We start from the raw sequence: 13,478 nt of genomic DNA, 5'->3' as shown, positions 1-13,478 counted from the left end.
CCGCCAATCGCCGCACGATGTTCCGGAGGTTTGCCGCGGCTGCGCCACCGCGCTAGAAGGCAGCGAACGACAGTGCGCCCCCCGCGCCCCGAAAGGACGCCATGACCCGGATCATCTCATCGCTCAGCGACATCTCCGACCGTTACGACGTGCTCTACGTCGATCTGTGGGGGTGTCTTCATAACGGGATCGAAGCATTCCCCGATGCGGTCGCCGCGCTTCAGGGCTACCGCCAACGCGCCGGCACGGTGGTGCTCGTCACCAACTCCCCCCGCCCGCGCGACAGCGTGGCCGAACAGATCCGCGGCTTCGGCGTGCCCGACGATTCCTATGATGCCATCGCCACGTCGGGCGACAGCGCCCGCGCCGCGATGTACCAGGGCGCCGTGGGCCGGAAGGTCTATTTCATGGGCGAAGAGGACCGCGACGAAGATTTCTTCAAGCCGCTCCAGATCCTCGACAACCCCGTCGAAATCGAACGCGTGCCGCTGGACGAGGCCGAGGGAATCGTCTGCTGCGGCCCCTTCGATCCGCTGGCGGACCCGGCCGTGAACCGGGCCGATTTCCTGTATGCCAAGACCAAGGGGCTGAAACTGCTCTGCGCCAATCCCGACATCGTGGTCGACCGCGGCGAGGAACGGCAATGGTGCGCCGGCGCGCTGGCGCAGCTTTATACCGAGATGGGGGGCGAGAGCCTGTATTTCGGCAAGCCCCATCCGCCGATCTACGATCTGGCGCGGCGGCGGCTTCTGTCGCTGGGCAAGGACGTGAACCCGTCGGCCATTCTGGCCATCGGCGACGGCCCCCATACGGATATCGACGGCGCGATGGGCGAGGACATCGATTCGCTCTTCATCACCGGCGGTCTGGCGGCGGCCGAGACGATCACGAAGGAACAGCCCGACGCGGACGCGCTGAAAGAATATGTCGCGAAGGAAATGATTTCGCCGACCTTTGCCATCGGTTTCCTGCGGTAGGTGCATTTCCCTCTTGATTTTCTGCAGCTGCGAAGTAATAAAGTTACGCACTGTAGCCGGGTGAAGGCATTTTATTACCCGGCGGTGATCTCAAGAGGATGCCATGCTGGATAATCTGCCGCGCGGAACGATCTGCATCGAAGACATCGAAATGGGCATGTCGCGGTACCTGCAGAAACAGGTGACCGACGAGGATATCGAGCTGTTCGCCAAGGTATCCACCGATCATAACCCGGTGCACCTGGACGAGGACTACGCCCAGGACACGATCTTTCACGGCCGCATCGCCCACGGCATGCTGACCGCGGGGCTGATTTCCGCCGTGATCGGCGAACAGCTTCCCGGGCATGGCACCGTCTACATGGGCCAGTCGCTGAAGTTCCTGGCCCCCGTCCGCCCCGGTGACATGGTCCATGCCGAAGTCACCGTGACGGCCATCGACCACAAGAAACGCCGGGTGACGCTGGATTGCGTCTGCCGCGTGGGCAACACCAAGGTCCTGGTGGGCGAAGCGACGGTCATGGCGCCTTCGCGCAAGTTCGACTGACGGTCTTCAGGGCACGCGCTGAACGCCGTCCCCTGAATGCCCTTTGAGTCCCGCTTGAACCTTCCCCGCAGTGCCGCTACGGACGGGCCCATGCGCATCATCCGGGACTATCGTTACGTCGCCCCCGAAGATCGCGGCGCAACAGTCGCGATCGGTAACTTCGACGGGGTGCATCTGGGCCATCGCTCGGTCATCGACCTGGCCCGCCAGGCGCGTCCCGATGCGCCTTTGGGCGTTCTCACGTTCGAACCCCATCCCCGCAGCTATTTCGCCCCGGATGCACCGCCCTTCCGGCTGATGAACGCGGATGCGCGTGCCAGCCGGCTGGAAAAGCTGGGTGTCGACAGGCTGTATGAGCTGAACTTCAACGCGGCCCTCGCCGGCCTGACGCCCGAGGCCTTCGCCCGGGATATCATCGCCGGCGGGCTGGGGCTGACGAACGTTGTCGTCGGCGCCGATTTCCGCTTCGGCAAGGACCGGGCCGGCGGGGTCGAGGATCTGGTTCGCTTCGGGGAGGAGATGGGCTTTGGCGTCACCATCGCCCCGCTGCTGGAGCAATCCGACGAAACCGTCTCCTCGACCGCGATCCGCACCGCGCTGAGCGAAGGCCGCCCTAGGGATGCCGCCGCGATGCTGGGCCACTGGCACCGGATCGAAGGCACCGTGGTCGGCGGCGAACAGCGCGGGCGCGAACTGGGTTATCCCACCGCCAACATCTCAATCGCCGGGCTGCACCGCCCGGCCTTCGGGGTCTATGCCGTGCTGGTCGACGTGCTGACGGGCCCGAATATCGGGTCGTATCATGGCGCTGCCTCTCTTGGCATTCACCCGATGTACGGCGTCGAAACGCCAAACCTGGAACCGCATATCTTCGATTTCTCGGGCGATCTCTATGGCGCGCGCGTCTCGGTCGGACTGGTGGAGTTCCTGCGCCCCGAGCAGAAATTCGACGGAATCGAGCAGTTGATCGCCCAGATCGAGGCCGACTGCGCCCGTTCGCGCGACATACTGGTCGCGCTATGACCGCCCGCAGGTCCGACGACGATCCAATAGACCGGACCGGCCTTGGCCGCCGGTTCTGGGAAAAGAAGTCGCTGGACCGGATGAACCGCGACGAATGGGAAGCGCTGTGTGACGGCTGCGGCAAGTGCTGCCTCAACAAGCTGGAGGATTTTGAAACGGGCGAGGTTGCGCTGACCCGCCTGGCCTGCCGGCTGTTCGACGATTCCACCTGCCGGTGCAGCCAGTACCCGATCCGCCACAATTTCGTGCCCGAATGCATCGTGCTGTCGCCCGAGACGATCGAACAGCACGCCTACTGGCTGCCGCGCACCTGCGCCTACCGGCTGCTGCACGTGGGCGAGCCCTTGCCCAAGTGGCACCCTCTTTTGACCGGCACCGCGCAATCGGTGCACGATGCCGGCATTTCGCTGCAAGACCGTACCATCCCGGAGTTCGACGTCGACGAAGACGACTGGGAGGACTTCATCATCGAGGAGCCCGTCTGATGTTCTTTGCCTCTGACAATTCCGGCCCCGTCCATCCGGAGGTTCTGACGGCGCTCGCCGCCGCCAACGAAGGCTATGCGATGGCCTATGGCGCCGATGCCCAGATGGCCGAGGTGACAGACCGCATCCGGACGCTTTTCGAAGCGCCCGAAGCCGCCGTTTACCTTGTGGCCACCGGAACGGCCGCGAATGCGCTGGCGCTGGCGACGCTTGCGCAGCCCTGGCAAACGGTCTTCTGTTCCCCCGTTGCCCATATCCACGAAGACGAATGCAACGCGCCCGAATTCTTCTCGGGCGGGGCAAAGCTGACACTGGTGCCCGGAACCGACAAGATGGACCCGGACGCCCTGCGCACCAGCATCGAGGGCGAAGAAACCCGCGGCGTCCACGGCCCCCAGCGCGGGCCGGTCTCGATCACGCAGGTGACGGAACGCGGCAGTGTCTACACCCTGGCCGAGATCGAAACGCTGTGTGCGGTGGCCAAGAACTTCGCCCTGCCCGTCTACATGGATGGCGCAAGGTATTCGAACGCATTGGCGCGGCTGAACTGTTCTCCGGCCGAGATGACATGGAAAGCTGGCGTCGATGTCGTGTCCTTCGGCGGCACCAAGAACGGGCTGATGGGGGTCGAGGCCGTGATCTTCTTCGATTCCGCCCACGCCTGGGAATTCGAACTTCGCCGCAAGCGGGGCGCGCAGCTGTTTTCCAAGCACCGCTACCTGTCGGCGCAGATGCTGGCCTATCTGGAAGACGATCTGTGGCTGCGCTCGGCCCGGAAGGCCAACGCGGCGGCGGCGCAACTGGCTGACGGGCTGCGCGCGCGCGGCGTGACCTTTGCCCATTCGCCCGATGCCAACATGCTGTTCCCCGTCTTCCCCCGCCGCATCCACCAGCGCCTCCACGACGCCGGAGCCGCCTATCACATCTGGGCCGGCAGCCTGGACGGCGACGACCCGGAAGAAGGCCTGACCGCACGGCTGGTCTGCGACTGGTCGGTCACGCCGGACGCGGTCGACACGTTCCTGGGCCATTTCGACTGACTTGCAGCGGCCCGGGCCCGCATGCGACACCTGCCATGCAACCGGCGTTTTCCGCACCGCAGCAGCTTTGCCCCTGCAGGCCACCATGCTAAGCGGAACCCACATCACGAATCTGTCACAGACGGCACGAGACAGGGGCCCCATCGCATGACCACCTTGACCGAACCCAAGCTGATTGCTGGGAACGCCAACCTGCCTCTCGCCGAAGCGATCGCGCGGCGGATGACACTGCACCGCGGCGTGCATACCGGGCTCGTCAACGCCCGGGTCGAACGCTTCAATGACGGGGAGATCTTCGTCGAGGTGTTCGAGAACGTCCGCGGAGAGGACATGTTCATCGTCCAACCGACGTCGAACCCCGCCAACGACAACCTGATGGAACTCTTGATCATCGCCGACGCGCTGAAACGGTCATCGGCCTCGCGGATCACGGCCGTCATCCCCTATTTCGGCTATGCACGGCAGGATCGACGCACCAAGGCGCGCACGCCGATTTCCGCAAAGCTGGTGGCGAACATGCTGACGGGATCGGGCATCGAACGGGTCCTGACGATGGATCTGCACGCCGCCCAGATCCAGGGATTCTTCGATATTCCCGTGGATAACCTCTATGCCTCGCCGATCTTCAGCCTGGATATCCGGACGCAGTTCCGCGACAGGCTCGACAAGCTGACGGTCGTGTCCCCCGACGTGGGCGGCGTGGCGCGGGCGCGCGAGCTGGCGAAACGGATCAACTCACCGCTGGCCATTGTCGACAAGCGGCGCGAAAAGCCCGGCGAAGTGGCCGAGATGACGGTGATCGGCGATGTCGAAGACCGGATCTGCCTGATCGTCGACGACATGTGCGATACGGCGGGAACGCTCTGCAAGGCGGCGGACGTGCTGCTGGAAAACGGCGCGAGCGAGGTGCATGCCTATGTCACCCACGGCGTGATGAGCGGCCCGGCGGTGGAGCGGGTGACAGGCTCTCAACTGAAGACGCTGGTAATCACCGACACGATCCAGGCGCCCGAACCGGTGAAATCCACGCCCAATGTCCGCATCATCCCCACGGCGCCGATCTTCGCGCAGGCGATCATGAACATCTGGAACGGCACCTCGGTCTCCTCGCTGTTCGAGGACCGGACGCTGACGCCGATCTACGAATCCCTCTACACGATGGACTGAGCCCGACCGGGCGTCGGTTTCTGCCCCGCGGCGCGGCACGCGCCGCATCGCGCCCGAGGGGGCCGGCGGACACCGCAGGTGGCCGCCGGGGCTGGGCGGGTGGGCTCCCGAGGGCGCGATCTGCCCTCCGCGAGACATGGCCTGACCGTCAGAACGGGGGTTCTGTCCCCGCCGCGCCTGTGGCGCGTCTCCCCCGAGGTATTTGTGGACCAAAGAAGCCCCGGGACGCCCTGGGATTTCACCGTAGGGTGCGTGGTCTCCACGCACCATCGTCAGAACCGCTCAAGCAGACGTTTCAGGTATTCCAATTCGACGTCCGGTCGTTCGCCCTGTCCCGACCGGCGGCGGATTTCGTCCAGAAGCTCGCGCGCGCGGCGGTAGACGTCTTCGCCCTGAAGCAGTCCGTCCTCTGTCGACATCGTGCCGTTTGTACCTGATCGGCGGCCCAGCGGATCGCGGTTCTGGGCCTGCTGGTTGCCCTGCTGGTTGCTTTGGCCGTTCTGGTTCTGCTGCTGTTGCTGGGCCATGGCTTCGCCCAGTTGCCGCATGCCTTCACGCAGGGCCTCCATCGCTTCGGCCTGGCGGTCGATGGCGCCGGCCAGATCGTCGCCTTCCAGCGCCTCTTCGGCGCCTTCCATGGCCCGGCCCGCGCGATCCAGCGCGTCGCGCGCCGCGTCGCCTTCCGGCGTACCCGCGCCCGGCAGGTTGCCCTGCTGGCGGTTCAATTCGTCCCGCAACGCGCGCTGACGTTCCGTCAGCGTGCCTTCATCCGGCATGCCGTTCTGGCCCTGACCGTCGCCGGGTTGCCCCTGCTGGCCCTGACCCTGCCCCTGGCCATGCTGCTGGCCGCGCCCCATGTTGCCGTCACGGCCCTCGTTGCCCTGTTGCTCGCCGGAGCGTGCGTTCGGGTTGAACTGTTCCTGCAGGTCGCGGAACGCCTCGTCCGACAGGCCCTGCTGGTCGCGCAAGGTTTCCGCCAGATCTTCCATCGCCTGCTCGCCCGGCGACTGGCCGCCCTGCCCCTGGCCTTGCGTGACGCGCATGTTCTCCATCATCTGCTGAAGCTCCTGCAGCGCCTGCTGCGCTTCGGCCATGCGGCCCTGCTCCATCAGCTCCTGGATCCGGTCCATCATCTGCTGCAGATCGCCTTGCGTCATCTGCATCATCTCGCCGGATTGCTGGCCTTCCTGCTGTTCGCCCTGGTTCTGGGCCTGCCGCGACAGCTGCCGCAGGTAATCGTCGGTCGCCTCGCGCAACTCCTGCATCAGTTCGGCGATCTCCTGATCGCTCGCCCCGTTGCGCATCGCCTCGCTCAGCCGCTCCTGCGCCCGGCGCATCCGTTCCAGCGCATCGCCCAGATCGCCGTCTTCCAAGAGCAGGGCCAGATCCCAAAGCGCCTGCGCGATCTCCTCGCGCTGCGGTTCAGACATGCCATATTGTGTGAAGGTCTCCATCCGCCGCAGGACAACGCGCAGCCGCAGGTATGCGGTTTCCGAACGGAACACGTCCTCGGGCCGGTTGGAGACAGCGCGCAGGATCATCGCCACGTCCGGCGCGTTCGACATCGACCACAGAAGATCGCGGCGCATCTCGATCACCGCCGCGGCCATCGGATCGAAGAACCGGCGGCCCGCCAGCCGTGTTTCAAAGGGCGCGGCCTCCCCCACCTGTTCAAGATCGTCGATGGCCGAAAGCGTTACCGTGACCGGCAGGTTGGCCCATGGATGTTCCGAGAAATCCTCGATCAGCGCTTCTTCGAACGCTTCACGACCGCCGGTCAGGGGCATCGGCAGATCCACGGTGATCTCCTCCCTCGGATCGGGCTCCGCCGCCAGCCCATAGCGGCGGTCGATATTGTCGAGGTCGAGAGCGATGGTCGCCTGCCCGCTCGACACACCGTAATCGTCGGCGGCGGCGAAGGGCAGTTTCATGGCCCCCGTGGGCTGCACTTCGGCCTCGCCCGTGACCTCGATCTCCGGGTTTGCGTCATCGACCACGGTCACGTCCCAGCTGCGCCCGCCTGCGCCGTCAATCGACAGCTCGCCCGGTTGCGCGACCTCGAAGCTCTGCTGCGCATCGGCCGCAGAAGGCACGTCTTCCGTCCGGCCCGACACGGTTTCCGATACGGTCAGGTCGCCGACCTCGCCATACAGGCGCAACGTGATCCGGCTTCCTTCGGGGACCGACAGGTCCGAGCCTTCGATGTCGGCCAGATAGAGCGTCGGCAGCCCGGTATAGCGCGGCGGTTCCACCCAGCCTTCCCAGGCCGGGCCGCCCGCGATGGCAGCACCACCCGGCGTCAATTGGCGTACGCTTTCCACCTTCCAGATCGATCCGAAGAGGAACGCGATGACCAGAAACAGCAGCGCCATGTAGCGCAGGCCGAACGGATCCTGCCGGTTCAGCTTCAGATCCGGCTCGACCGCTTTGGCGCCTGCCGCGCGGGCTTCCATCCGGGCCTGGTGCGCCCGCCACAGCGCGCGCGATTGCGCATCGGCGCCACCCGTGGCCTGCGCGTCCAGCATCGCCTGGATCGGCCGCCCCGGCATGGCCGCATCCAGCCGCACCAATGCATCGGCCCGGTTGGGCCAGCGCAGGCGCCAGATGCCATAGCCGAGACCCGCGAGCGCCCCCACGGCCAGCAGAACGGCGACGCCCCAGACGACTTCCAGAGGCAGGATCTCGTGCGCGCCCAGCATCGGCAGGGCAAAGGCCAGCATCACGACCGACAGGAACGGCCAGAACGCCCGCAGCAGACGTTCGGCGATCAGGCCGGCATGGGTCAGCCCCAGCACAAGCCGAAGCGGGCGCAGGCGTGGATCGGAACCGGAACGGTCAGCCATCAGATCTCCCGAGAGCGGATGGAATGTTCGGGGCCAGTCTCCCGAAACATTGTTTAGATCGCGCGCGACGGCGCGATATGTCGCATCATAGCCACTCGGGGAGGCTATCGCGATTTATCATCTCGTCAATGGTCGGACGTGGGCGGATAACCGCGAATTGATCATCTTTCACCAGAACTTCCGGAATAAGCGGCCTGGCGTTGTATTCGCTTGCCATGACGGCACCGTATGCACCGGCCGACCGGAAGGCGACGAGCGCGCCCGGCAGCACAGGCGGCAGCATGCGCTGGCGGGCGAAGGTGTCGCCGGTCTCGCAGACGGGGCCCACCACGTCGAAGGCGCGCTGTTCGATGCCGGCGGCAGGTTCTTCCACCGGCACGATATCGTGATGCGCGTCGTACATGGCCGGGCGGATCAGGTCGTTCATGGCCGCGTCAAGGATCAGGAAATCCCGGTCCTCCCCCGATTTCAGGTAGATCACGCTGGCGACCAGCAGCCCGGCATTGCCCGCGATCAGGCGGCCCGGCTCGATCTCGATCTCGCAGCCCAGGTGGCCCAGCGTGCGCTTGATCATCGCGCCGTATTCCACCGGCAGCGGCGGCGCGGTATTGGCGCGGGTGTAGGGAATGCCCAGGCCGCCGCCCAGATCCAGCCGCCGGATATCGTGGCCATCGGCGCGCAGAACCTCCGTCAGTTCGGCGACCTTGGCGTAGGCCAGCTCGAACGGCTCCAGCTCGGTCAGCTGGCTGCCGATATGGACGTCAATCCCCACCACGTCGATCCCGTCCAGCCTCGCGGCCTGCGCATACACGTCCCGCGCGCGGGAGATCGGGATGCCGAACTTGTTCTCCGACTTGCCGGTGGCGATCTTGGCATGGGTCTTCGCATCGACATCCGGATTGACGCGGATCGTGATCGGCGCGCTGACGCCCAGCGACAGGGCGACCCGGTTCAGCGCCTCCATCTCCGGCTCCGATTCGACGTTGAACTGCCGGATCCCGCCTTCAAGCGCGGTACGCATCTCGGCCTCGGTCTTGCCGACGCCCGAGAACACGATCTTGTCGCCCGGCACGCCGGCGGCGCGGGCGCGGGCATATTCCCCGGCCGAAACCACGTCCATGCCGGCGCCAGCCGCGGCCAGCGTCTTCAGGATCGCCTGGTTGCCGGCGGCCTTCATCGCGTAACACACAAGATGGTCGATCCCGTCCAGCGCCTCGTCGAACAGCCGGTAATGCCGCAGCAACGTCGCGGTGGAATAGACATAGAACGGCGTACCGACGGCCGCGGCAATCTCCGGGATGGGCACATCCTCGGCATGCAGGATGCCCTGGGCGTAGTTGAAATGATCCATCCCGTACCGTCCGCCCTTCTGCGCAGCCCGTCGAAACCCGTCCCGGGGCGCGGCACGCGCCCCATCGCGCCCGAAGCGGGTGCGGCGGATCCCGGAGGGATCCGACGTGGGTGGGCGGGTGGGCCCGCCGAGGGCGCGATCCCCCGGCCTGCCACCTGTCCCGGTCCCCGGATTCCCGGACGGGCGTTTCAACTCTTCAGCCACGGGACGTAGACTGAAACCACGGGCCGCTCAACCCGGAAGCCTACTGCACGATCACGACACGCATGTTCTGCGTGCCCGCCTCTTGCGTCATTTGAAAAAGCATCGCGGCGTGATCGGGATGCAGCCGGATGCACCCGTGCGATGCCGGCCGTCCCAGCCGCGCCAGATCGTTCGTGCCGTGGATCGCGTAGCCGCCATGAAAGAAGATCGAATGCGGCATCGGCGCATTGTTGTATTTCCGCGACCGGTGATGCCTCGACAGCCACTGCGCCGAGTACTGGCCCACGGGCGTGCGGTACCCGCTCCGCCCGCTGGACACCGGCCAGTCGTACAGCCGGTAGCCGTCGCGCATTACCGTCATTCGCTGATCCGACAGATCAACATAGGCGATCAATGACGACGCCCGCACGGCCGGTACCCACAGGCACAGGATCAGGGCTGCAGACAAGAGCATTCGCATGATGACAGGCATACCGTTTCCCGCGCCTTCCGGCCGGCCTCCAGTTTCAGGATACCCGCCACAAAGCGAAAAACGGTCCTGTTAATCAACCGAAAGCAGGAAACGCGGTTTCGCACCCGTTAAGAGCGATCCGCTGTCCGGAAGCTCCGCAGAAAGAGAAACAGCGGCAACCCGCAGCTGACCCCGATACCGAAGGTAGCGGGGATTGCGATCAGCCCGATCCAGGCCCGCCGCGCCGCGCAGTCGGCGATCACGAAGACGGTCAGGGCAATCGCGGCAATGGTCAGGTCCCAGACCAGACCGCTGGTGGCCGCGTTCGCGTGCCAGGCATCGACCATGCCGCCCAGATCCACACCGTTATCGCGGAACCAGCGCACGAACCACGCCATCGGGTGCACCGCACCCCAGATCGCCAGCGCCAGGTACACCCAGCGCAACATCAGGCCACCCGCGTGGCGTCAGCCGACAGCGCCGCGGGTCGCTCGGGCTCCCCGTCCACGCCGCAACCTGCCATCGCCAGCGCGCCCAATGCCAGAAGTCCGATCAGAAGTCGCGTCATCCCAGCACCGATCTCCACCGTTCGGCCTGCGCCTGCACCTGCGCGGGCGCCGTTCCTCCATAGGACATGCGCGAGTTGACCGAGTTTTCCACCCCGAGCACGGAAAAAATGTCCTCGGTGATGCCGGCGCAGACGCCCTGCATGTCGGACAGGCTCAGATCCGGCAGATCGCAGCCGCGGCTTTCGGCCATGGCCACAAGGCTCCCCGTGACGTGGTGCGCCTCGCGGAAGGGCAGGCCCAGCACGCGGACCAGCCAGTCGGCCAGGTCCGTCGCGGTGGAAAAGCCCGCCCCGGCCGCCGCGGCGAGCGCGTCACGGTTGGCGCTCATGTCGCGGACCATGCCTTCCATCGCCGCCAGCGCCAGCATCCAGTTGTCGGCAGCGTCGAAGACCTGTTCCTTGTCTTCCTGCATGTCCTTGGAATAGGCCAAGGGCAGGCCCTTCATCACCATCATCAGCGCCGCGTTGGCACCGAAGATCCGCCCCACCTTGGCGCGGATCAGCTCGGCTGCGTCGGGGTTCTTCTTCTGCGGCATGATCGACGATCCGGTCGAGAACCGGTCGCTGAGCGTCACGAAGCGGAACTGCGCCGACGACCAGATCACCAGCTCCTCCGCCAGCCGCGACAGGTGCATGGCCGAGATCGACGCCACCGACAGGAATTCCAACGCGAAATCCCTGTCGCTGACCGCATCCAGTGAATTCGCCGACGGCCGGTCGAACCCAAGCGCCTGGGCCGTCATGTCCCTGTCTATCGGAAAGGACGTCCCGGCCAGGGCCGCCGCCCCCAGCGGGCATTCGTTCATCCGGGCGCGGGCATCGCGGACACGGGTCAGATCGCGACCCAGCATCTCGACATAGGCCATCATGTGATGGCCCCATGTCACCGGCTGTGCGGTCTGCAGATGGGTGAAGCCCGGCATCACCCAGTCGGCGCCGCTTTCCGCCTGCGCGACCAATGCCCGCATCAGGGCCTGCAGCCCTTCCGCAGCGGCATCCAGCTGATCGCGGACCCATAGCTTGAAGTCGGTCGCCACCTGGTCGTTGCGACTGCGCCCTGTATGCAGGCGTCCGGCGGGTTCGCCGATCAGCTCCTTCAGGCGGGCTTCCACGTTCATGTGGATGTCTTCCAGTGCCGTCGAATAGGCGAAGGTCCCGCCCTCGATCTCTGACAACACCGTGAGCAGCCCTTCCCGGATCGCGTCCACATCTTTATCGCTGAGGATGCCCGTCGCCGCCAACATCGCGGCATGGGCCCTCGAACCGGCAATATCCTGGGCGGCCAGCCGGCGGTCGAATCCGATGGAGGCATTGATCGCCTCCATGATCGCATCCGGCCCGGCGGCAAAGCGTCCGCCCCACATCTGGTTCGAGGTCGTGTCTGACATGTTCTGCAATCCTTTGGGAGATCGTCTCGTGCGCCTGATCCGCTTCGCCGCTCTTTATCTCTCGCTCGCGCTCTGTGCAAATGGCGCGCTGGCCGCCGACCTGTCCTCGGTCGAGGCCCTCCGCGAGGGTGACATGCAAAAGCTTGTCTTCTCAGCGCCCCAGCCGGTGCCGCTGGTTCCGTTCTTCGCCCCCGACGGGGCCGAGGTGACGCTGGGCGATTATTCCGGCAAGTACGTGCTCGTGAACTTCTGGGCCACATGGTGCGCGCCCTGCCGCAAGGAAATGCCGGAGCTCAACGCCCTGCAACAGGAATTCGGCGGCGAGGATTTCGAGGTGGTGACAATCGCCACGGGCCGCAATTCGCCCGAAGGCATCACCAAATTCTTCGATGAAAACGGCATCACCGACCTGCCCCGCACGCAGGATCCGAACTCGGCTCTCGCGCGCGAGATGGGGATCCTGGGCCTGCCCATCACCGTGCTGATCGACCCTGACGGCCAGGAAGTCGCCCGCCTCCGCGGCGATGCTGCATGGCATTCCGACAGTGCCCGCGCCATCGTCGCCGCCCTGATCGCCGGCCCCGAAAGCTGAAATCCCCCCGCGCGATGGCCGCGCGCGCCCCGGACGGCGAGGAGGCCTGTCCCGCAGGGTCAGGCCGACGGGGGTCGGGCGGGCGGGCCGCCCGGGGCGCGTGTGGCCTTGCTCTAACGCCGGGCCAATGCCGCCACCTCCGCGTGACGCGGGCAGCCCAGTTCATGATCGTTGACCATCCCCACCGCCTCCATGAAGGCATAGACGATGGTGGGCCCGCAGAACTTGAAGCCCCGTTTCTTAAGATCCTTCGAAATTTGAAGGGATAAATCGGTCGAGGTCGGCACCTCGGCCATCGACCGGAACCGGTTCTGCAGCGGCGTGCCGCCCATGTAATCCCACAGGAACCGGTCGAATCCGCCGTCTTTCTCGATCTCCAGCCACGCTTGCGCATTGGTGATCGTGGCCTCGATCTTGCCGCGATGGCGGATGATGCCGGCATTGGTCAGCAGCCCTGCCACCTCGTCCTCGCCCCATCCCGCCACGATCTCGGGGCGGAACCCGGCAAAGGCCTCGCGGAAATTTTCCCGCTTTTTCAATATGGTGATCCAGCTCAACCCGGCCTGGAACCCGTCCAGCACCAGCTTCTCCCACAACGCTCGGCTGTCCCATTCCGGCACGCCCCATTCCTCGTCGTGATAGGCGATGTAGATCTCGTCCGAGCCCACCCAGGCACACCGTGTCATTGTCTCACTCCACCAGTCCCGAAGGCGCGCGCGTCTCGGCAGCCCCTGCACCGCGACTATGCCCAAGCCATCCGGCCCAGGCCACCGGTTAAGCCGGGATTGATGTTTTCAGGCGATGCTGCGGCCCTGGACGCAAGCAAGGTGACCCCGCAGCCA

General features: G+C 65.6%; 13 protein-coding genes. 7 read left to right on the top strand and 6 right to left on the bottom strand.

Translation table 11 applies throughout. The annotated features are described in order from the left end of the window. Positions 1 to 101: 101 nt before the first annotated feature. From D4754_RS09495 to D4754_RS09470, 6 genes are all read left to right on the top strand, one after another. On the top strand, positions 102 to 977 hold the full coding sequence (locus D4754_RS09495) for a TIGR01459 family HAD-type hydrolase (RefSeq protein WP_121062870.1): 876 nt from the start codon (positions 102 to 104) through the stop codon (positions 975 to 977). Positions 978 to 1,080: 103 nt separating this feature from the next. Further along, positions 1,081 to 1,524 (top strand): MaoC family dehydratase, encoded by a 444-nt coding sequence (locus tag D4754_RS09490; RefSeq protein ID WP_121062868.1) that lies wholly within the window; start codon positions 1,081 to 1,083, stop codon positions 1,522 to 1,524. Between the two features lie 90 nt (positions 1,525 to 1,614). Then, complete coding sequence (locus D4754_RS09485; RefSeq protein ID WP_121062866.1) at positions 1,615 to 2,547, top strand: bifunctional riboflavin kinase/FAD synthetase; 933 nt, start codon at positions 1,615 to 1,617, stop codon at positions 2,545 to 2,547. Continuing rightward, positions 2,544 to 3,032 (top strand): YcgN family cysteine cluster protein, encoded by a 489-nt coding sequence (locus tag D4754_RS09480; RefSeq protein ID WP_121062864.1) that lies wholly within the window; start codon positions 2,544 to 2,546, stop codon positions 3,030 to 3,032. The genes D4754_RS09485 and D4754_RS09480 overlap by 4 nt, the downstream gene beginning before the upstream one ends. Further along, positions 3,032 to 4,072 (top strand): threonine aldolase family protein, encoded by a 1,041-nt coding sequence (locus D4754_RS09475; protein WP_121062862.1) that lies wholly within the window; start codon positions 3,032 to 3,034, stop codon positions 4,070 to 4,072. Before D4754_RS09480 ends, D4754_RS09475 begins: the two co-directional genes overlap by 1 nt. Before the next feature lie 147 nt (positions 4,073 to 4,219). Beyond that, positions 4,220 to 5,239 (top strand): ribose-phosphate pyrophosphokinase, encoded by a 1,020-nt coding sequence (locus tag D4754_RS09470; protein ID WP_121062860.1) that lies wholly within the window; start codon positions 4,220 to 4,222, stop codon positions 5,237 to 5,239. Between the two features lie 272 nt (positions 5,240 to 5,511). On the opposite strand, the gene D4754_RS09465 is transcribed toward D4754_RS09470, so the two are convergent. The 5 genes from D4754_RS09465 to argH all read right to left on the bottom strand — a co-directional run bounded on the left by D4754_RS09465 (position 5,512) and on the right by argH (position 12,044). Then, positions 5,512 to 8,082, bottom strand: a complete 2,571-nt coding sequence (locus tag D4754_RS09465) for a TIGR02302 family protein (protein WP_121062858.1) — start codon at positions 8,080 to 8,082, stop codon at positions 5,512 to 5,514. An 85-nt stretch (positions 8,083 to 8,167) separates the two neighbouring features. Then, a complete protein-coding gene (gene lysA, locus D4754_RS09460) occupies positions 8,168 to 9,433 on the bottom strand; it encodes a diaminopimelate decarboxylase (protein ID WP_121062856.1) in 1,266 nt (421 codons plus the stop codon). Between the two features lie 244 nt (positions 9,434 to 9,677). Further along, positions 9,678 to 10,109, bottom strand: a complete 432-nt coding sequence (locus D4754_RS09455) for a L,D-transpeptidase (protein WP_205589613.1) — start codon at positions 10,107 to 10,109, stop codon at positions 9,678 to 9,680. 107 nt (positions 10,110 to 10,216) lie between these two features. Next, positions 10,217 to 10,537: a DUF2834 domain-containing protein gene (locus D4754_RS09450; protein WP_121062854.1), complete on the bottom strand. Its 321-nt coding sequence runs from the start codon at positions 10,535 to 10,537 to the stop codon at positions 10,217 to 10,219. A gap of 115 nt (positions 10,538 to 10,652) precedes the next feature. Continuing rightward, complete coding sequence (gene argH, locus D4754_RS09445) at positions 10,653 to 12,044, bottom strand: argininosuccinate lyase (protein WP_121062852.1); 1,392 nt, start codon at positions 12,042 to 12,044, stop codon at positions 10,653 to 10,655. A 28-nt stretch (positions 12,045 to 12,072) separates the two neighbouring features. Between argH and D4754_RS09440 the strand changes: the two genes are divergently transcribed. Further along, a complete protein-coding gene (locus tag D4754_RS09440; RefSeq protein WP_240453823.1) occupies positions 12,073 to 12,636 on the top strand; it encodes a TlpA family protein disulfide reductase in 564 nt (187 codons plus the stop codon). Between the two features lie 113 nt (positions 12,637 to 12,749). Here the strand turns inward: D4754_RS09440 and D4754_RS09435 are convergent, their stop codons facing one another. After that, positions 12,750 to 13,322 carry a DNA-3-methyladenine glycosylase I gene (locus tag D4754_RS09435; RefSeq protein ID WP_121062848.1) on the bottom strand — a complete coding sequence of 191 codons (573 nt, stop codon included), beginning with the start codon at positions 13,320 to 13,322 and terminating at the stop codon, positions 12,750 to 12,752. Positions 13,323 to 13,478 lie beyond the last annotated feature (156 nt).

The organism is Chachezhania antarctica, assembly GCF_003646465.1.
Taxonomy (GTDB): Bacteria; Pseudomonadota; Alphaproteobacteria; order Rhodobacterales; family Rhodobacteraceae; genus Chachezhania; species Chachezhania antarctica.
The sequence above is the reverse complement of the archived record's forward strand: the minus strand, read 5'-3'. Positions and strand labels throughout refer to the sequence as shown.